We start from the raw sequence: 21,297 nt of genomic DNA on the forward strand, positions 1-21,297 counted from the left end.
ATAAATTAAAAAATAGGACAATTGGTCCCATGAGTATAGAAAGATAATCTTGGAACTTTTTTTTATCTTTTTTGCTAATAAGAATATAAGTTACAGTATATAGTATTGGTACCATAATGACCATGACTTTAAACCATAAATGACTAATGTCAATGTGCCTTGAAAGTTCTTGCTGCAGTAAAAAGTAAAATATAATTAAGATTTTCAAAGTTTGTTTCATAGCTGTTAATTTAAGACCGTAAAATTTTTATGATGGCAAAAAGCATCATTTTCATAATTTAATTGAATGTGAATCAGGTGATGTTATTGGGTACAAATACAGACGGACTAGAAGTCCGTCTGTAAATTTCCTATTTTGCATCTAATGTCTGAAGACCTTTATTCATCCAGACTTCCATTTTCCCCGGACCTTTATGGTTCCAGCAATAATATGGTATCAGAGTAAGTTTGACATCCATGACTTCCACCTTACCGTTACTATCGGTTGATAAGGCCTGAGCATCAGCAGTGATCTCGTTAATGCCATTAAGCATCTGAGGCTTGTTTACGACCTTAAAATCAAGATTATTACCAATTATGACCTTGAACACATCAAAGTCGTTATATGGCCATTCAGCACAATATACCAAGGGACCACGCTCTATTGCTACACGGCCTCTGTCGGCTTCAACCTTATTATTAGCTACTACTGTACGTGGCTGCATATCAAAGTGTATATTCACCTTATCACCTTCTTTCCACTTACGTGCTATTTTGAAGTAACCATTATCCAGCGCTTCCTGCTTAAGTTGCTGACCGTTTACTCTGATTGAGTAACTTAGATTCTTGCCATCATTATATGAATACAAATCACTTGGTACTACCTGGTTCTGAACCCATCCCGGAATACGCACCATCATATTGAAATCAGATGTTTTTGTACCTGTCACAGCAATAGAGATATCACCATTCCATGGATACTCTGTTTTCTCTTCAAAACTTACCTTTTTACCATTCACATCAATAGTAGATTTGTTGCCTGCAAAGAGATTAATATATATATTATTATCTTTTACAGCATATAGATAACCAGGCAGAGAAGGAATAAAGCGACATAGGTTGCTTGGACAACAAGCACAGCCAAACCATGGTTGGCGCTCCAAGGTATTATCAGCATTGAAGCGATACACACCATCACAAGCTAGTGGATTAGGATAAAAGAACTTGCCACCATCTATACTCATGCCATCTATAACACCATTGTAAAGAGAACGTTCCAGACAGTCTATATATTTGCTATCGCCATGCAACAAAAACATTCTCTGGTTAAGGTATACTTGCGCAATAGCAGCACAAGTTTCATTATATGCCGTAAGATTTGGCAATTCATAATTGTCACCAAAAGCCTCTCCGGCATGGCGAGCACCTACTCCACCTGTAATATAATATTTTTTGCTTACAATATTATTCCATATAGCATCTATTGTTTTTATATATGCAGAATCTCCTGTAAGGGCTGCGACATCAGCAATGCCAGAATACATATATCCTGCACGCACTGCATGACCTACAGCCTCTTTCTGTTCAACAATAGGTTTACTGCTCTGTGAATAGAAATCTTTTCTATTTGTCTTTCCACGATAATCAAGGAAGAATTTAGCCTCATCAAGGTATTTTTTATTACCAGTTACTAGATATAGACGTGATAAGGCCATCTCTGCTATCTGATGTCCAGGCACTACACATGCCTGTCCGAGATTAGGCCCCACCTCTCTGCAAACGCAGTCAGCATAACGGATAGCTATATCAAGAAACTTACGGCTACCTGTAGCCTGATAATGTGCTACGGCTCCATCTACCATATGACCAAGGTTATATAATTCATGGCTCAGAATCTCTTCATTTGACCATCTCTTCGGTCCGGCCCAATCAGGTGGGTTAGAAGGATTCATCGTACGAGCTGTATAGAGATAACCATCAGGCTCCTGAGCTGCTGCCACAATATTAAGGACACTGTCAATATACGCTTTCATCTTCTTGTCAGGATATGTCTGAAGAATATAACTTGCACCTTCTATAGTCTTGTACACATCAGTATCATCAAACGTGAACCCATGGAAGATGTTATTAGTCCCCGGATGAGCTGCTTTTATAAAGTTATCATAACGGCCTGTTTCCTTACATTTACTAAAAGCAAGGGGCACAGTTACTTCACGGGCAGCTTTAAGTCTTTGTCCCCAGAAAGTGCCGGGTGTAACATTTACTGATGTAAAAGGAACTTGCGAAATAGGATAACCGGTAGGTTTGTTTGTTTTTGCCTGCAAACAACCAACAGCTAATGTTCCTAAAATAATTGATGAAATAAGTCTTTTCATTAAATTCTAAAGGTTAGTTTATTAGATATATTACAATTTCGGTTGTAAATTTACAATTAAATTTATTATGTTGTATCAATTATTCAATGAAATATGTACTTTGAGGTGTATTTTTTACACTTTTTTATTAATCACTCATCATATTATATTATGAAAAAAGAAGATATTTTGCAAAAACCAGATTTTTTATGTAGTTTTGCATTCCAATTTGCAATATTAAATATATGGAGCAACTACTTCACTATGTGTGGAAACATAAGATATTCCCTCTCAAAGAACTAACAACCACCAATGGGCAACAGATAGAAATTATTGATCCCGGACTACATAATACGAATGCAGGACCTGATTTCTTTAATGCCAAAATAAAAATAAAGGATACTTTGTGGGTAGGTAATGTTGAGATACACGACAAATCTTCAGACTGGTATCTTCACGGACATGATAGGGATGATAAATACAACAATGTTATTCTGCATGTTGCAGGACTGATAGATATTAATGTAAAGACTAAAGACGGTAAGTATATTCCACAGATGCAACTTGATATTCCACAGGATGTTAAGGAAAATTACAGAGATCTTCTCTCTACTGACACTTATCCACCTTGTTACAAGATCATACCCGATTTATCCAGTCTTATGATTCACAGTTGGATGGCTGCTCTCCAGACAGAACGGTTAGAACAGAAGACAGAAGCGATAAAAAAACGTGTAGAGTTGTGCAACGGTTCGTGGGAGGATGGATATTTCGTAACACTTGCACGCAACTATGGGTTCGGCATAAACGGCGACGCTTTTGAGACATGGGCCCTTAATGTTCCGCTACATGATGTGGCTCATCATAGGGATGATTTATTTCAGATAGAGGCAATATTTATGGGACAGGCGGGATTACTTGAACTGGATACCATACCCGAAAAATATCAAAAGGATGCCCTAGAAGAAGGGTATTTCACCAAACTACGCAACGAATATCTATATCTGGCACATAAATTCGGTCTGAAACCTATGGACGGTAGTCTGTGGAAGTTTTTAAGGCTACGCCCTCAGAACTTTCCGCATATAAGGATATCACAACTTGCAAACCTTTATTATCTGCATAAAGCAGGATTAAGTAATATAATTGAGACAGACACGGTAACGCATCTCGAAGAAATGCTGAAGACAGCAGTTACACCTTATTGGGAAAATCACTATACGTTCGGAAGTAAAAGTGAAACAAACGAGAAACACCTCTCACCATTCTCTTTGAACCTACTGATTATAAATACTGCAATCCCAATACTTTTTGCCTACGGCAGACATATGTCTAACGAGGCATTGTGCGAACGGGCATTCGAGTTACTAGAACAGTTGAAAGCTGAAAACAATTACATCATACGCATGTGGAAGGAATGCGGACTGGACGTCAAAAATGCAGGAGACAGTCAGGCATTAATTCAACTCAAAAAAGAATATTGCGACAAGAAAGACTGTCTGCGCTGTCGCATAGGATACGAATATCTTAAAAGAAAATGATATATATATTTGAAACACGAATGATGGTCCGCGATTATGAGTGCGACATCGAGGGCATTGTTAACAATGCCAATTATATGCATTATGCAGAGCATACAAGACATCTTTTTTTGCAGAGTTGCGGAATTAGTTTTGCACGTCTACACGAGAAAGGTATCGATGCTGTTGTAGCTAGAGTGAACATGCAATTTAAGACTCCACTGCAGTGCGATGATGAATTTATTTCTCGTCTTAATCTCAAGAAAGAGGGACTGAGATACGTATTTTCTCAAGATATTTACCGCGCTTCGGATGATAAACTTTCCTTTAGAAGTACATTCGAACTGGTATGTCTCATTAATGGAAAACTATCCAACAGTGAAGACTACGACGAAGCCTTTAAGAAATATATAGTCAATGAATGATCAGGAGACCCTTTATACACTTGCACTTACCCGAATAGGCTTTTTCAGTATTGCGGGCGCATTACAGTTGTATCGCCAACTAGGTGATGCCACTACCATATACGACCACCGCAATGATATACAGGACATACTGCCCGACTGCTCTCCACACTTTCTTAAATCAATAAAAGATTGGGATGAGCCACTTAAACGGGCAGAGGTCGAAATGGAGTATGACTTAGCCCATAACATCCGCATTCTATGTCTTAATGATGACAACTACCCTCAAAGGATGAAAGAATGTGATGATGCGCCACTCGTGCTTTTTTATACAGGTACTGCAAATCTTAACCAGTCGAGAATAATAAATATTGTAGGCACCCGTATGTGCACAGTTCAAGGACAGGACATCATACGAAAGTTTGTTGCCGACCTAAAAAGTATCTGTCCGAAAGTACTCATAGTAAGTGGCCTTGCCTATGGTGTTGACATACATGCACACCGCAACGCACTATTAAGCGGATATGAAACGGTAGGAGTATTAGCTCATGGGCTGGACAACCTCTACCCTTCCAGACATAAGGAGACAGCTAATAAAATGGTAAGACAAGGCGGACTTCTAACAGAGTTTTTCACAAATACCAATGCCGACAAAGTTAATTTTGTACGCCGAAACCGTATAGTAGCAGGAATGTCTGACGCCTGCATACTTGTAGAATCAGCAGCAAAAGGCGGAGGTTTGATTACAGCAGGTATAGCACAAAGCTACGATAGAGATGTGTTTGCATTCCCAGGACGCCCATCCGATCCATATTCTGAGGGGTGTAACAATCTGATACGCGACAGCGGTGCAGGTCTTATAAACAATGCCATCGATTTTGTCCGTGCTATGCATTGGGAAGACGATGCCACACTTATTAAAGCACAAAATGCAGGCATAGAGCGTTCGCTGTTCCCTAATTTGTCGGCCGAAGAACAATCTATAGTAAAACTACTGCAAAAGACGAATGACTTGCAAATAAATATGCTAACCGTGCATACAAATATGCCTATAAATAAAGTCACCGCACTCCTATTCCAACTAGAGATTAAAGGAGTGGTAAAAACACTTGCCGGCGGTACGTATCACTTAATGAGTTAAAACGATGAAGATTGGTAATATTGAATTTGGCGAACGTCCGGTGTTTCTAGCACCGATGGAAGATGTTACAGACATAGGTTTCCGTATGCTCTGCAAACGTTTTGGTGCCTCAATGGTATACACAGAGTTCGTAAGTGCAGAGGCTCTTGTACGTTCAATAAAGAGTACAATGACAAAACTCACTATAAGCGATGAAGAGCGACCGGTTGGTATTCAGATATACGGACGTGATGTAGAATCTATGGTAGAGGCTGCAAAGATAGTTGAGACCGCTCACCCTGATGTTATTGATCTGAATTTCGGTTGTCCTGTAAAGAAAGTTGCAGGTAAAGGCGCCGGTGCCGGAATGCTACAGAATATACCCTTACTGCTAGAAATAACACGTGAAGTGGTAAAGGCTGTAAAACTTCCCGTAACGGTTAAGACACGCCTTGGCTGGAGCAGTGAGAATCTTATCATCACCGACCTTGCAGAACAGTTACAAGACTGCGGAATTCAATCCCTTACAATCCACGGCAGAACCCGCGCACAGATGTATACCGGAGAAGCAGACTGGACCCTTATAGGCGAGGTTAAGAACAATCCTCGTATACATATCCCTATAATAGGTAATGGTGACATTACTACCCCTGAAGAGACAAAAGAAGCTTTTGATAAATATGGTGTAGATGCAGTAATGATAGGTCGTGCTACATTTGGATGTCCATGGATATTCAAGGAAATACGTGATTATCTTGATGGCAAAGAACCAGACCCTACTATGAATTTAGATTGGAAACTCAAGGTATTGGAGGAACAACTGCATATCAATGTTGAACGTATCGACGAATATAGAGGCATACTTCATACACGTCGCCATCTTGCAGCCAGCCCTATATTTAAGGGAATACCCGACTTCAGACAAACGCGCATAGCAATGCTACGTGCTAATACAGTAGAGGAACTTACCGCAGTTCTGGAAGATGTAAGAAAAAGGTTTGGAGAAGAACCTGCATAAAAGGGACTTGCTTTATTTCAATAAAGAAAGAGCCTTATTCTCTGCAGCTTCCATTATTTCGCGCTCACCCGGCCCCTTATCATTTATACCACAAAGGTGCAGTATGCCATGAATAATAACGCGGTGCAGTTCATCATCATATGCAGTATTCTGCTGCTCACTGTTTGAACGTACAGTATCAAGACTTATTACGATATCACCGTTAATAACATCTTCCTCATCATAATCAAATGTTATGATGTCGGTAAAATAATCATGACCAAGGTATTCCTTGTTTACTTCAAGGATTTTATTATCATCAACGAACATATAGCCCAACTCACCTATCTTACGTCCGTAAGATGCTGCTACAGCCTTAATCCATGCCGATGTATCTCGTTTCTTAATCTTCGGCATCTTAACGCCGTCTACATTATATGATATCATGTATCTATATTTTATTTTTCTTTGGAATAAATTCGTCTATATCTTTGCTGAAGTGTGACAGTTCCCTGACCATACTGCTGGATACACTCTCCAGACCAGGTTCCGCATAGAAGAGGATGGTGTCTATACCGCCTATCTTGGCATTTATATCAGCCTGCTCCCTTTCATATTCAAAGTCTTTTACGCTGCGCACACCCTTGACAAGGAATGTGCCATGCTCGCGATGGGCAAAATCTACAGTGAGATCTGTATATATTTTGACTTCGATTTTAGGTTCATCACTATACATCAACTTTATAGTCTGAACCCTCAAGTCAGGACTCTGCATATAGATTTTCCGCTCATTATATCCTACACCGATAACTATTTTGTCGAAAAGCGGCAATGCTCTTCTTACAATAGACTCATGACCTATTGTAAATGGGTCAAAACTACCTACGAAAATTCCTATCCTTTCTGAAGTATTAGCCATAATTATTATATATATGAATGATATACTATAACCTAGAAAAATTCAGGTTGCATGATATTCCCTGTATATGGGTTTCTGCCAAGATGCTTGTATGCCAGTTCGGTAACCATTCTGCCACGAGGTGTACGCTTGATAAAGCCCTCCATTATGAGGAACGGTTCATAGACATCCTCTACCGTACCAGAATCCTCACCTATAGCCGTAGCTATTGTTGATATTCCAACAGGGCCACCCTTGAATTTGTCTATGATAGTAAGCAATATCTTGTTATCTATCTCATCCAGACCATATTTGTCTATGTTAAGGGCTGTAAGAGCTATTCGTGCAATGTCTATATCAATACGTCCGTTGCCTTTGACCTGTGCAAAATCACGTACACGGCGAAGCAGAGCATTAGCTATACGTGGCGTGCCACGACTTCTGCGGGCTATTTCCACAGCAGCGTCATCATCTATTGGGACCTTAAGTATCGAAGCCGAACGCTTAAGGATACGTGTAAGTATTTCCGGTTCGTAATATTCCAGATGCAGGTTAATGCCGAAACGTGCACGTAGAGGAGCAGTAAGCAATCCGCTTCGTGTTGTTGCACCCACTAGGGTAAACGGATTAAGATCTATCTGAATGCTGCGGGCAGAAGGTCCCTTGTCTATCATTATATCTATTCGATAATCCTCCATAGCAGAGTACAGATATTCCTCAACAACAGGCGAAAGACGATGTATTTCATCTATAAACAGTACATCGTTCTTTTCTAATGATGTAAGTATTCCTGCAAGGTCTCCGGGTTTGTCGAGCACCGGTCCACTGGTAATCTTAATCCCTACGCCCAGTTCGCTTGCAATAATATTACTAAGTGTAGTCTTTCCAAGACCGGGAGGACCGTGAAGCAAAGTATGATCAAGTGGCTCACCACGATATTTTGCAGCCTCAACGAATACTTCAAGGTTCTCGACGACCTTCTGCTGCCCGCTGAAATCAGCAAACTGGAGAGGTCGTAGCGCATTCTCGAATTCTTTTTCTGCAGAAGAATACTCTTCTTGTCTTATATCGAAATTATCGTCCATTAATCACATTTTGGTCTAATCGATGGCAAAGTTAGTGAAAATAATTGTAATTTTGCAACTGACTGATAAAAACAATTCATAATGTTATTTTCATTATAGTTAGTCAACCTTTTACCAGTCTATACACATACTGAAAATCTTTGTTATATCTAAAATGAACTTTGCAACCTAGTTGCATTCCTTTTTCCATACCTTTGCATCAAAATAAATAAAGATATGAAAATAAAAGAATATATAAAACCTTCATTCTCATTGCTTATGCTTGTAAGCGGCATCTTGATGAAAGCAGGCAGCGTAGAATGGTTTCAAAATAGGTATGTTGCTTTAGCATGGTATATTGCAGCCTACCTACCCGTAGGTCTCAACGTGATGAAAGAAGCCTGGGTATACATAAAGCAGAAAGACTATTTCAGTGAGTTCACTCTTATGACAATAGCAACTCTTGGGGCTTTTGCCATAGGCGAATATCCGGAAGGAGTAGCCGTAATGCTGTTTTATTGCATCGGAGAAATGTTTCAGGATAAAGCTGTAGACAAAGCACGTAATAATATCAAGAATCTTGTCGCATTCCGGCCAGACAAAGCTTCTGTAATAAAAAACGGAAATATAATAACGACAGATCCTGCTAATGTAAATGTAGGTGATGTGATAGAAGTTAAACCCGGCGAGAGAATTCCACTTGATGGAATATTGCTATCAGAAGCCTCAACATTCAATACCGCTGCCCTTACAGGAGAAAGTATGCCTCAGCTTATAGAAAAAGACCATGAAGTACTTGCAGGGATGATTTCTTCTGATAGCGTAGTACATGTCAGCGTGAGCAGACCCTCAAGCGACAGTGCTATATCCAGAATATTGGATATGGTACAGCAAGCTACAGAACGCAAGGCACCTGCCGAACTGTTCATCCGCAAATTTGCACGTATATACACACCTACTGTAATTTGTCTTGCTGTACTGACGATTATTATCCCAATGGTGTACTTTATGATAACAGCTGGCGGTGACATCCAATTATATGATATTGGCCACCAACTCTTCAAATGGATAAACAGGGCCCTTGTTTTCCTTGTAATATCTTGTCCATGCGCTTTGGTTATAAGTATACCACTTGGATATTTTGGAGGCATAGGAGCCGCATCCTCACGTGGAATATTATTCAAAGGAAGCAATTATCTGGATGCTATCACCAATATTGATACAGTAGTCTTTGATAAAACCGGAACCTTAACCAAAGGTATATTCTCTGTTCAGAGTATTGATGCCTTGTCTAGGTCAACAGATGATATGCTCCGCTATGTTGCAGCTATTGAGGCCAACAGTAATCATCCAATAGCCAAAGCTATAATTGCATACGCCAATTCGAATAGGATCGATTATAAGGATGTACCTGTAACTAATCTGAAAGATATATCCGGTTATGGTATGAGTGCAGACATAAATGGAATAAATATACTGCTCGGCACCCTGAAACTGCTTGCAAAAGAAGGCATCTCATATCCAAAGGATCTTATTGACACTGCCGAAACTATCGTTGTATGTGCTATTGATGGTGTTTATGCCGGTCATATTCTACTGGCAGATACTATTAAGGATGATGCTATCGAAGCTATCAGATTACTAAATAATAGAGGGATAAACAGTACAGAAATATTATCCGGTGACAAACAGGCATTAGTTGATAAAGTAGCAAAGACATTAAAGGTAACAAAAGGATATGGTGATTTATTGCCTGAGGGGAAAGTAGCTCATATCGACCAACTTAAGAAAGACGGGCTAAAAGTTGCATTCGTAGGCGACGGGATAAATGATGCTCCTGTACTGGCATTGAGTGATATCGGAATAGCCATGGGAGCTATGGGTAGTGATATGGCCATAGAGACAGCTGATATAGTTATACAAAATGACCGTCCGTCACGTGTAGCAGAAGCAATAAGCATAGGCAAACGTACCAAGAAGATTGTACATGAAAATATAACAATGGCTATTGGTGTAAAGGTGCTGGTAATGATTCTAGGTTTATTGGGCATAGCAAACTTATGGGAAGCCGTATTTGCTGATGTAGGCGTGGCACTTATCGCTATACTTAATGCAACAAGGATATTCTTAAACAAGAATACTCAAAACTAATGATTTTGAATTTTGTTCATTGTGATACCGTTATTTTAGATTATCTTTGCATTATACACTTTTAGGTATACGAAACTTTGAAAACAATATATTATGGCAGATGAAAAATTCTTCTTAGAAAAACTGGCATTACGTGACATCAAACCTACTTCCACCCGACTGTTAATACTGCGTGAGATGTTCCGCGGTGACGAGGCAGTGTCTTTGCCGGAGTTAGAGCGCTATCTGCCAACAGTAGACAAATCCACAATATCACGTACATTGTCTTTGTTTTTACTTCACCGTCTTATACATGTCATTGATGACGGCAGCGGTTCTCTTAAGTATGCAGTATGTGCCGACGACTGCGACTGTAGCATAGATGATGAACATACACACTTCTATTGTGAGAACTGCCACCGCACATTTTGTCTGAAGAACATACAAGTGCCTGTAGTTGAACTGCCAGATGGTTTCAAACTTAACAGCATAAATTACGTACTCAAAGGCTTGTGCCCTGAATGTGCAGAAAAACTTGATAAGTGATATATATCATTATTAGTACTCCTCAATCTTTGAGAAACGTTTCCAACTAGGCGATGACAGATACTTTTCTTTTGTTCCTTTTGGAACAAAAAGAGTACATCCATGATATGGAAGGACCCTTATCTCAGGTGGATTTTGCCAACTTACATATAATTGCTCACAAGCACAGAAAAAGGCGCTAATATCAATATCAGTCAGGGAAGCGGGAATATTTAGTGATGATAATCTAGTACCTGTATCAAATACATATCCTTCCAAACTTAACAGCATAGAGCTTCTACTAAAATTAATATTCTTAAGATTTTCACAATGACTAAAAGCACCATATTTTATGTATTTAACATCATCAGGTATATCTATTGAGCACAAGGCATTGCATCCTGAAAAAGCAAAGCTACCTATAATCTGAGTATTTATCGGGAGTTTTATTGATGTAAGATTACCTGCATTATAGAACATTGATTCAGGAAGTTCATAATCATAAAATAACACTTTACCATCGGGTGTTGTAAAGCCATCCGATTTTCCACAGAAAGTAGAATTACTTAAGTCCATTTGAATTGGATACTCATTAGGATTTGTAGCCCACGTTTCAGCAATAAATAGTTGTTTTATCGAAGGAACATCACCCTCATTAATTCTCCCTTGAATCTTTAACGAACGTATATGACGCAAATTATTGATATCATCGCCTAATAAGACGGATAGTTTTCCTTCACCACCGGTTATTATATCTTCGCTCTCATTAAATGCTCGTGGCTGCTGTCTGATAGATATAGCATCACTAGTCCCATCTGTCGTCTGTAAAACTAATCCGGCAACACGTCCTAATGATTTATTCTCTTCTATTGAGAGACTTACTTTATAATTATATCCATTTTTGCTAATATCTGATATCTTAATCCACTCAGGTTGATCCATTTTCAGAAGAGTACGAAGTTCACCATTAGTTTGACATTCTACAATAATGTTAGATTCTTTATTGGGTACAACAAAACTGTGCTGTTCAAGCATAATCCTCATTGCAGTAGACTGAACGATATTCAATGATAACTTAGTATCATTTACACGAAGGACAACATTACCATCACGCTCAGTCAGAGCATCATTGTTTAGCGCTTTAATAGTTACCTTAGATTGAGTGTCTGTGATTGCCTCACACTTTGCCGAAAGCCAATTAGCACCATCAGTTGATGAAGAAACTAATGCTGAAATATAAGCGTTGGCTATATGATTAAAAACAAGAGTTATAGCTCCACCACCTACTTTAAAAGTAATCCCCTTAGATACTAATGCCTTTGAATTTTCATCAAAATCAATTTGAGCATCTTCTTTATTATCACAACTAAACAAGATGATTAGCGACAATATAACAACAATTCGATAAAATGTAATTCGTTTCATAGTTGATTTTATAAAGATTTCATTAATAAATTCTTATTCATTACTTCTTTAATTTTTAATTATATATTGATTTACTGTGATTATTTATCTCATATCAACATAAAAAGTTATCCCATAATTTGAATTATCTTTTATTGATAATACTGAGAATGTAATAGGAGTTATAGATGTGCTGATACTGTTCTTATAGAAATCACTAATTAATTCGCTGTTGCCTTTAGTTATTTTCGGATGCATATTATCATCGAAACGTAATATACATACAGCAACTTGCGATATACTTTTTGTTTCTTCTTCAGAGAGTTTTTCTCCTTTGTACATTTTTTGTACTATATTTTTTATTAGATCATTGTTAGAATTAAATTCTAAAATCATATAACTAACCCTACCATATGTGATCGAATTTACATATGCCATTTTGTCTTTATCTGTTGTTATATAATTATTCTTAATAATGCCATTTGTTGGATAGTCCATCGTTATAGTTGCCACTTCATTATAATATTTATATATAAGTCCGTTCTTATATTCCATGTCGCGCGAGTTATATTTAAAGTTTGAAAATATAGAATCTAGTTGAAGGCCTGTGTTTTTCATACCCAAGAAATGGAGTTCTTTATTATTATGAAATGTAATAGGACTTGAATATATAAAAGAAGCATTTTGTAAAGCTGTTGATGACTTTATTTTCTGGAATATTTTGTTAGTTTCACTCAAAGAAGGTTCACTTTTTGTGAAATACAATTCTTTATTATATAAGGCGCCATATTCGATTTCATTATATTTTAGTCCTGAGGGAGCTTTTATTGAACTCAAATCTTTTGCTTCATTATAAATAACAGAGCCAATATAAATTAGAGGACTGCTATTTTCGTTGATATATGTTTCGTTTGAAACAAAAGTATAAAGTTTAGATTTGATGGTATCATTATAAATCTCATCCGTTGTTGAATCAATTGTGGATTTATTTTGACTTATTGAATTATCATTATTGCAAGAAGAAAAAAGTACTAGGATCAAGCCACTTAAAATAATTCTAAAATTTGATTTTATCATAATAGTTAATAATTTATTTGCAAAAATATCAATAATACCCATTAGCGGAATTATATAAAATGTTTTTATTTATGTATACGAGAATCATGACGCATTAATATTTACTTCCTTTTAATTTCTAAATAATGCTCTTATACCATATATATTTGTTACCTTGACTAATTTTGATATCACATCCTTTTATACCAGACAAATCAATATCGATATAATGAGGTTCTTGCGTTTTCCCCCTTTACCATATACAAGCCGTGTGGCAGACCGTCTATTATTATCGGCAGCCGTATTCTTAACAGTCTCTATGCTCAATACTGACGGATAGCCGTCCACTTCTTCGTAGAAAGGCCTGGATCAGGATACACTAAAAGGCTTTTACTATTTCTTTATATATGATGCAAATCCGTCCAATGGGATTAAGTGTTGTCAAATAGAACAACACACCTAATATAAATATTAGAGAATTTATTACAATCGACATTTTATCTTTCTTCCTAATTGAACTAAGAATATTCAAAAATAGCTTTACCAAACAAAAAGCCAATAATATTAGTATTGCTATTTCACATATGTTTAATAGTATGTTCATGTATATTTAATTTGAAATTTTTGTTGTGTCTGTTATCATAGCTATATTACCTTTTATTTTAATATATTCTTTTTCGACAGGTGTTATCATTACGTATACACACATATATCCATGACGATGCATACAAAGCCCAAAATCAACTACGGCAATTGCTACACCAATTGGCCCCAAAATCTTTTTCATTCTTAGATTGATTTAATATTTTCGTCTGCAAAATTAGACGTTTAAAATACAGTTTCAAAGAAAATGTGTTCACTTTTTGTTCACTTTTTATGAATATTGGTTATGAATAAAATAAAAAACGTAAATTTGTATCAAATAAAATTTTTCATCATGATTAAACACTCACAGTTTAGCTTTATAATTATATTATTGGCTACACTATACTTGTCATCTTGTTATAAAAAAGACAATTATCATATGCCATTTCAGACTATTGAGATCATCTTAAATGAACACCCACAAAAAGCATATCACGAACTAAAGAATCTAAATATAAAAAATGCACCGGATTCTCTACAAATGTATTATCAGATATTACTTTGCAGAGCTGAAGATTTATGCTATGTTCCACATCAAAGCGATTCTGCGATGCTTAATGTTGCGAAATATTATAAATGTGAAGATTATAATGTAGGACATCTTATGGAAGCATATTATTGTCTGGGATGCATATACAGAGATCTACATCAAGCAAAAGATGCATTAAAGTATTATCATATGGCATTGGATTTAGTTCCATACAATAAAAACAATATACTGATAGGAAGAATTTATAATCAGATGGCACAAATACTTGAAGTGGGATACTCAGAAAAAGAAGCTTTACAAGCATACCAGAAGTCTGTTTATTATTTCAAAAAAGGTAAAGACTATAGAGTAACACCTTTAGCCGAAAGTGACTTGGCACGAATATATGAAAGTACAGACAACAATAAAAGAGCAACTATCTATTATGATAAGGCTATACGAGATGCCATAAAACTTAATGATAATATGGTCATTGCATCTACTATGCTGGCAAAGATTCAATTCTGCATGGGATATGATGATTATAAAGGTGCAAGATACATTTACAATAATGCAAAAAGAATATTGCCACCCGAATTTATGAATCAATATGGGTTTTATATATGCAAAGGCACATTAGACTACATTGATAAAAATTATCAGTCTGCTATTAGAAATTTAAATATTGCTGCACAAGATATTGATAAATCAAGAAAAGCAGATGCATATTTAAATCTTAAGGATATATATCAAAATGGACTTAAAGATGACAGCAAAGCACTGGCGTATGCAGACAGTTCTATAAATCTAATAGACAGTATCAGACTAGAAGCGAATGATAAGGAAGTACATAAAATACAATCGCTGTATGATTACAAACTGGTACAAAACAAGAACTTACAACTTTCGTTAGAAAATCTTGAATCTAAATCCTATCTACAGATCGCTATTATATGTATATTATTGCTCGCCTCAGGATGGATTATATGGTTAATGCAGGTAAGGCGTAAAAAGACACAATTGGAAAAGACTATCGCCGAAAAGGATAAACAATACCGACAGAGTATTGACCACATTAAAAATAATGAGGAAATAATAAATAAGTTGAAGCATGAAAACGATGAATTGTCTTCTTTAAGGATTAACTATTTGAAGCAGAATAATGACAAGATAAAACTAGAAGTGGAAAGACAAACTGATATATGGAAAGACTTCAGAACATGTAGCATATATAACAGTATACACCAGATGATTAATGATAATGATTGTCAGCAAAAAGAAATAAAAGAACTTTTTATAAAACTGAAGGAATGTATAGATATATACTTTGATAATTATAGTTATCGCCTTCGCCAGTATTATCCATCAATCAATGATACTCAAATAAATATCTGCTATCTGATAAAAGCAGATTTCAAGCCTTCAAATATTGCGATAGTATTGTCTAAGACAAAAGCAGCTATTACCAATGCCAGGAATGGTATAAGAAGAAATTGTTTCGATTCAAGTACTTCTCTAGATGAAGTTGATAATTTTATTCATAACTTATAATGTATAATAAGGCACATTATTATGAAAAGTTATTCACTATTATATGTCACGCTGAATTATTAAAAAAAAATAAAAACACGCTAATAATGAATTAATTACAAATTTTAAAACTGTAAAAGACGTATTTTTGCATTATAAATCTTAATGAGATGAAGAAATCAACAAAAAACACTTACATTTATATCGTAATGATAGCTGTCTTCAGCTTGTTAATTTATGTCTCATTAAAAAGCGGGATAGAACTTCATAAGCTCAGTTCACAAGCATGCCTAAGTGATAATAGCGGGTTCTCAGGTATGTTCTTACACCTGGTAAAGAGTAATCTGAAAGATCCACTTATGACTCTACTGATGCAAATAATCATCATACTACTATCCTGCAAGATATTTTCTTCAATATTTAATCTTATAGGGCAACCGGGCGTAATCGGTGAAATAATTGCAGGCATCATTCTGGGCCCTTCTATTTTAGGTCACTACTTCCCAAATGCATTTAACTTTATATTCTCCAAAGACTCATTAGAAAACGTATATTTAATAAGTCAGATAGGATTAATCCTATTCATGTTTGTAATTGGACTCGAAGTTGATTTTAAGGTCCTTAAAAACAAGTTCAACGAAACCCTCGTAATAAGTCATGCGGGAATTCTCGTACCATTTTTCCTTGGCATAGTTTCGTCATTCTACATATATGAGAAATATGCCTCACAACAAACATCATTTTTAGCCTTTGCCCTATTCATCGGTATATCAATGAGTATAACAGCTTTCCCTGTACTTGCAAGAATCGTTCAGGAAAGAAATTTGGCAAAAACTCAATTGGGGGTATTATCAATAGCTTCGGCCGCAAATGATGACGTAACGGCATGGTGCCTGCTTGCTATTGTCATAGCTCTCACAAAGTCTGGAACATCAACCAGTGCATTTATTACTGTAGGACTAACTATAGTCTATATTCTATTCATGTTTTTGTGCGTGCGTCCGTTCTTCAGAAAAATAAGCCAGATACAGGCTAACAACGAAATCCTAAACAAGAGCCTCATCGGACTTATATTCCTGACACTTATAATATCAGCATCTATAACAGAACTAATAGGAATACATGCATTGTTCGGAGGGTTCATAGCAGGAGTAGTAATGCCATCCAACCTTGGATTCCGCCATATCATGACGAATAAGGTAGAAGATGTTACATTGGCGTTTTTCTTGCCATTATTCTTTGCATACACCGGATTAAACACCAACCTGTTATTAATAAACAGTTGGTCGATGGTAGGCATATGTCTTCTGCTCATTGTGATAGCCATTGCGGGTAAATTCGGAGGATGTACGATAGCTGCAAAGCTCGTAGGTGAAACATGGCACGACAGTCTGACTATCGGAATGCTAATGAATACAAGAGGACTGATGGAACTTGTAGCCCTGAACATTGGATATGAGATGGGAGTACTGCCGAAATCCATATATGCTGTGCTGGTAATAATGGCTTTGGTAACAACATTCATGACTACCCCTGCCCTGCATATGATATCTAAGATATTTGAAAAGCAAAAGAGAGCCGTGAAAGTAAAACGTCAAAAGATAATGCTAAGTTTCGGTTTACCTAGTAGTGGACCAAATCTTTTACGTATAAGTAGATTGATATTTGGTGAGTCAATGAACCAGAAACAAATAACGGCAGCTCACTTTACCCAAGGTATGGACGTAAATATGATTACAGCCGAACATTACGCTCAAGACCGTTTTCTGCCTATTGAGGAAGAGGCAAAACAACTAAATGTAAAATTGACTAATGTCTACAAAGTAACAAAAAATATAACTAACGAAATAGCAAGCATGACGAGAAATGAGAAAATAGACTATCTCGTCATCGGTTCCAAATACAGTTTTAGCAATCATAACATAAAAAAGAAAATAAAAAGCAAATATTGGGATTCATTGCTGGATAAGATACAAGGCAACTCTATTAGTAACTTATTAAGCGATAAGACAGAAGATATACTTAAAAGGACAGAATGCACCGTATTTATATTAGTATGCCCCAACAGACTTGAAAAGATCGCTCATCTGTCTATCGTAATAGATAGCGATAATGATTACAAATTATTTAATTTCATTGATAATATGTCACAGTCGTTGGTATCAATACAGATTTATGCATCCGCCAAGGTTGATAACGAAAATTATAATAAACACATAAATAAGCTTCTGGAGAAAGACCCAAGCCTGACAGATAAGATTATTATGCAAAGATACAGTCAGATAAATAAGCTCATGATAAAGAGCAAGGCCGATCAACTTGTTATCTCAACGTATGGAATGTATAAAGATATCATAGAACTATACAAAGCAAAGAATGCCGTACCGAATCTGCTATGTGTACGTTTTAAAGATCCTACATCTACATTATAATAATTATCCCCGATACTCTTTTTAATTTAGTATCGGGGATAATGGTTTATTAGTAATAAACTTTATTCTGAAATGTCAAGCGACTTGCTATCAGTCAAGAAATGCTTACCAAAGCGATACTGATATAATCCAACCTGCAATTTCTTTTTATTTGTCTTCATAGGCGAGACCACCACAAAAGTCATGTTCATAGAATCTTGCTCTATAACCTTACTCTTATCACGGCTCTTATAATCTTCCCATGTTCCGCTATTAGCATATACGCAAGTACTACCTTTTAGATTTTTATAAGTCTTGATCATTGGTATATGAGTGTGCCCAAATATGACAAGACGAACACCTGATTGGGAATTTCTAAAATATTGATTATCTGACTGATCATCAATAAAAGATGTAGCCAAACTACCTTTTATCGCATCATTAATATTTGTCATAATAGGAGCATTATTATACTGTTCTCTGTTATCCCAATTATTTTGAGTAAACAATCCATTATAAAGGTTCATCTGTATACTTCCATCAGTAGTACTATTGTGAGGTAAAACATCATTAATAGAGTATGTTTTAGTATAATGTCCTACATTTGTAGTAATAATTTTAGCATCGAAATCATCCTTTACATATATGACATCCTCCAAAACCTTTTTCCATAAGCCATAGTAGATGTATTTACTATACTGTTCAGGATCATTTTGATTATTTAATACCGTTACAGGAACCTTTGTAGCATCATCATGAGTTGTAGGGTCTGTAAACGAGTTCGCTGCAATACGAGCGAAGAAATATCCAGGAGCCAATACAGCGCCTGGAGCCTCCGCATCATTAGCATTAGGAGTCAAAGAGCAGAAGAAATCATATCTGTGCCCATGCTCTATTGCTATCTGAGGATAACCATCAGGATTATATGTTCCAATACCATACTTATCTTTAGAGTCACGAGCCTGATTAACACCTGGCATTGCTATATCCACATTCTCAGGTGTAAAGCCCATATCATGATTACCCGGAATATAAGTTACTTTAATCTTTTTATCACCGATTATACCATTGATAACATTAAATATTGATTGATTAGCAACTACAGTCTTCTTAACGAAATCAGCCTGAGACTTATTATCATATGTATTTGTACGTGTTGGTATATACCACTCGTCAAACATATCACCGGCAATTACAAGTTCTTTGATTGTAGCAGAAGAACGTACCTCGTTAAGAAACTGTTTTAGTCTGCTAAGATGCTTTACATCTTCTGAATAACTCAAATCATTACCAAGATGCAAATCGCTGATAACAACAATCTTATTACGAACAATACTATCGCTATTACCAGTAGATGGGTCAAATGGATTATCCGAAACGACATTATGGCTCGAGCCGCACGATATGAATACCGATGCGAACAATAATAGTAAAAAAGATGATTTTTTCATTGTAAAATTAAATATTAATTAATACTAAGTGATTTTCATTGGTGGTTTTCACGATATTTATTGTAATTATTCAGGGGACAAAATTAACGAACATTTCGCAAATTAATGTTCCAAAATCACAATACCTATGTGTCATAAATACAAAATGTGATAATTAACATTGACAAACAGTGCTTAATTATTAAATTATTTGTTAAATTTGCAAAGTAACTATGCAAAGTCTATATTTAGCAACCACATTTGCAGCAGCCGTAGCATGCCTGCTTACATCATTATTAGTCTTCGCACGTAGAAAAAGTGGAGAACGTTCGCGCATCATCCTTGCATGTATCGTCATGTTTTCTGTGCTTAACTATATAACGAGGTTTTATGCTCTATGTCATGGAGAACAACCTGAACTTGTTATATCTGTGCCAATGCTACTTCTAGCTATATTCATGGTGATATCTTATATAATGTATCCTATTGAGGTAATATCACCCGGATATCTTAATATTTGGCGTGTGGTAAAGCTTTACAGTCCATGTATTATACTTGCAGTTGTTTACAATATTTGCAATCTTATTGGAATAAAATTTCTACCATACCATTCATTATTAGAGATGTTCCCATATTTTACGAAGTTTGATGTATGGTTTCGCTTTATGCTTGTTTTTTTTGTTTTTACGCCTGTTTTTCTAATATTTACGGTACCTTATACAAGACGTTACAACAACACAGACAGGGCATGGATGATTAAATACACTATTTGTTTTATTATAAATACCATTGCATACATAATAGTGCTTATTTCAGACCAGATTATTATAAAGACGCTATATTATTATGTCAGTGCAGGTTGCAGTATATACATCGCATATATGGAGCTTTTTGAGAGACTTATTAAGCACCCTGTATCAACCTATGATGATGTTACTGATATTAATAACGAAGTACCTGAATATGTAACAACAAATGAAAAGCAAAACCCGTTGTGTGAAAGAATTGTATTGCACATGAAACAGACATCTGACTATAGAGATCCGGACATTTCATTGAATTCAATGGCTATTTCGCTATTTACGAACCGCACAACGTTATCAAAAGCCTTGCGTGAAATGGGATATACCAACTTTAATATTTATATAAACTCATTGCGCATTGAGGATTTTATAAATCGCGTAAAAGACGAAAAATCGGAGAACTATCAGGACGTTTTCTACAATGTTGGCTTTCGCTCAAGATCTACAGCGCTTCGTAATTTTAAGCAATATACAGGCAAAACGCCATCTGAATATTTCGTTGAACAATAAAATATTTATGCCTGTATTCTCTTAATTTTATAGAAAATACAGGCATAG

At 36.2% G+C, this 21,297-nt stretch carries 17 protein-coding genes; 9 read left to right on the top strand and 8 right to left on the bottom strand.

The window, feature by feature from the left end; genetic code table 11:
• Window positions 1–350 precede the first annotated feature (350 nt).
• Complete coding sequence (locus XYLOR_RS10530) at window positions 351–2,354, bottom strand: glycoside hydrolase family 127 protein (RefSeq protein WP_036879282.1); 2,004 nt, start codon at window positions 2,352–2,354, stop codon at window positions 351–353.
• A 224-nt stretch (window positions 2,355–2,578) separates the two neighbouring features.
• On the opposite strand from XYLOR_RS10530, the gene XYLOR_RS10535 reads away from it, so the two are divergent.
• Genes XYLOR_RS10535 through dusB form a run of 4 tightly spaced genes read left to right on the top strand, consistent with a single transcriptional unit; the run spans window position 2,579 to window position 6,395 of the window.
• Window positions 2,579–3,874, top strand: a complete 1,296-nt coding sequence (locus XYLOR_RS10535; RefSeq protein WP_036879285.1) for a DUF2851 family protein — start codon at window positions 2,579–2,581, stop codon at window positions 3,872–3,874.
• Window positions 3,871–4,278: an acyl-CoA thioesterase gene (locus XYLOR_RS10540; RefSeq protein ID WP_036879288.1), complete on the top strand. Its 408-nt coding sequence runs from the start codon at window positions 3,871–3,873 to the stop codon at window positions 4,276–4,278. The genes XYLOR_RS10535 and XYLOR_RS10540 overlap by 4 nt, the downstream gene beginning before the upstream one ends.
• Window positions 4,271–5,398 (top strand): DNA-processing protein DprA, encoded by a 1,128-nt coding sequence (gene dprA, locus XYLOR_RS10545; protein ID WP_036879290.1) that lies wholly within the window; start codon window positions 4,271–4,273, stop codon window positions 5,396–5,398. The genes XYLOR_RS10540 and dprA overlap by 8 nt, the downstream gene beginning before the upstream one ends.
• 4 nt (window positions 5,399–5,402) lie before the next feature.
• Window positions 5,403–6,395: a tRNA dihydrouridine synthase DusB gene (dusB, locus tag XYLOR_RS10550; protein WP_036879291.1), complete on the top strand. Its 993-nt coding sequence runs from the start codon at window positions 5,403–5,405 to the stop codon at window positions 6,393–6,395.
• A gap of 12 nt (window positions 6,396–6,407) precedes the next feature.
• On the opposite strand, the gene ybeY is transcribed toward dusB, so the two are convergent.
• Genes ybeY through ruvB form a run of 3 tightly spaced genes read right to left on the bottom strand, consistent with a single transcriptional unit; the run spans window position 6,408 to window position 8,357 of the window.
• Window positions 6,408–6,821, bottom strand: a complete 414-nt coding sequence (gene ybeY / locus XYLOR_RS10555) for an rRNA maturation RNase YbeY (RefSeq protein WP_036879293.1) — start codon at window positions 6,819–6,821, stop codon at window positions 6,408–6,410.
• 4 nt (window positions 6,822–6,825) lie between these two features.
• The gene (coaD, locus tag XYLOR_RS10560; RefSeq protein ID WP_036879295.1) at window positions 6,826–7,293 is read right to left on the bottom strand and encodes a pantetheine-phosphate adenylyltransferase; all 468 of its coding nucleotides are present in this window, start codon (window positions 7,291–7,293) and stop codon (window positions 6,826–6,828) included.
• A 32-nt stretch (window positions 7,294–7,325) separates the two neighbouring features.
• Window positions 7,326–8,357, bottom strand: a complete 1,032-nt coding sequence (ruvB, locus tag XYLOR_RS10565) for a Holliday junction branch migration DNA helicase RuvB (RefSeq protein ID WP_036879296.1) — start codon at window positions 8,355–8,357, stop codon at window positions 7,326–7,328.
• 216 nt (window positions 8,358–8,573) lie between these two features.
• Here ruvB and XYLOR_RS10570 point away from each other — a divergent pair, with 216 nt between their 5' ends.
• Window positions 8,574–10,487, top strand: a complete 1,914-nt coding sequence (locus tag XYLOR_RS10570) for a heavy metal translocating P-type ATPase (RefSeq protein WP_051508976.1) — start codon at window positions 8,574–8,576, stop codon at window positions 10,485–10,487.
• 93 nt (window positions 10,488–10,580) lie between these two features.
• A complete protein-coding gene (locus XYLOR_RS10575) occupies window positions 10,581–11,012 on the top strand; it encodes a Fur family transcriptional regulator (RefSeq protein WP_036879302.1) in 432 nt (143 codons plus the stop codon).
• A gap of 12 nt (window positions 11,013–11,024) precedes the next feature.
• Here XYLOR_RS10575 and XYLOR_RS10580 read toward each other — a convergent pair whose 3' ends face one another.
• The 3 genes from XYLOR_RS10580 to XYLOR_RS13830 form a co-directional block, all read right to left on the bottom strand.
• On the bottom strand, window positions 11,025–12,416 hold the full coding sequence (locus tag XYLOR_RS10580; RefSeq protein ID WP_036879305.1) for a leucine-rich repeat domain-containing protein: 1,392 nt from the start codon (window positions 12,414–12,416) through the stop codon (window positions 11,025–11,027).
• 84 nt (window positions 12,417–12,500) lie between these two features.
• On the bottom strand, window positions 12,501–13,472 hold the full coding sequence (locus tag XYLOR_RS10585) for a thiol-activated cytolysin family protein (RefSeq protein ID WP_036879307.1): 972 nt from the start codon (window positions 13,470–13,472) through the stop codon (window positions 12,501–12,503).
• A 589-nt stretch (window positions 13,473–14,061) separates the two neighbouring features.
• On the bottom strand, window positions 14,062–14,238 hold the full coding sequence (locus XYLOR_RS13830) for a hypothetical protein (RefSeq protein ID WP_154655721.1): 177 nt from the start codon (window positions 14,236–14,238) through the stop codon (window positions 14,062–14,064).
• 150 nt (window positions 14,239–14,388) lie between these two features.
• Here XYLOR_RS13830 and XYLOR_RS10590 point away from each other — a divergent pair, with 150 nt between their 5' ends.
• Window positions 14,389–16,116 carry a tetratricopeptide repeat protein gene (locus XYLOR_RS10590; RefSeq protein ID WP_036879310.1) on the top strand — a complete coding sequence of 576 codons (1,728 nt, stop codon included), beginning with the start codon at window positions 14,389–14,391 and terminating at the stop codon, window positions 16,114–16,116.
• A gap of 149 nt (window positions 16,117–16,265) precedes the next feature.
• Window positions 16,266–18,527, top strand: coding sequence for a cation:proton antiporter (locus XYLOR_RS10595; protein WP_036879312.1), 2,262 nt, complete (start codon window positions 16,266–16,268; stop codon window positions 18,525–18,527).
• A gap of 62 nt (window positions 18,528–18,589) precedes the next feature.
• Here the strand turns inward: XYLOR_RS10595 and XYLOR_RS10600 are convergent, their stop codons facing one another.
• Window positions 18,590–19,957 carry a metallophosphoesterase gene (locus tag XYLOR_RS10600; protein ID WP_036879316.1) on the bottom strand — a complete coding sequence of 456 codons (1,368 nt, stop codon included), beginning with the start codon at window positions 19,955–19,957 and terminating at the stop codon, window positions 18,590–18,592.
• A 212-nt stretch (window positions 19,958–20,169) separates the two neighbouring features.
• Here XYLOR_RS10600 and XYLOR_RS10605 point away from each other — a divergent pair, with 212 nt between their 5' ends.
• Window positions 20,170–21,249 (top strand): helix-turn-helix domain-containing protein, encoded by a 1,080-nt coding sequence (locus tag XYLOR_RS10605; protein ID WP_036879318.1) that lies wholly within the window; start codon window positions 20,170–20,172, stop codon window positions 21,247–21,249.
• Window positions 21,250–21,297: the final 48 nt, after the last annotated feature.

This window comes from Xylanibacter oryzae DSM 17970 (assembly GCF_000585355.1).
GTDB lineage: Bacteria > Bacteroidota > Bacteroidia > Bacteroidales > Bacteroidaceae > Prevotella > Prevotella oryzae.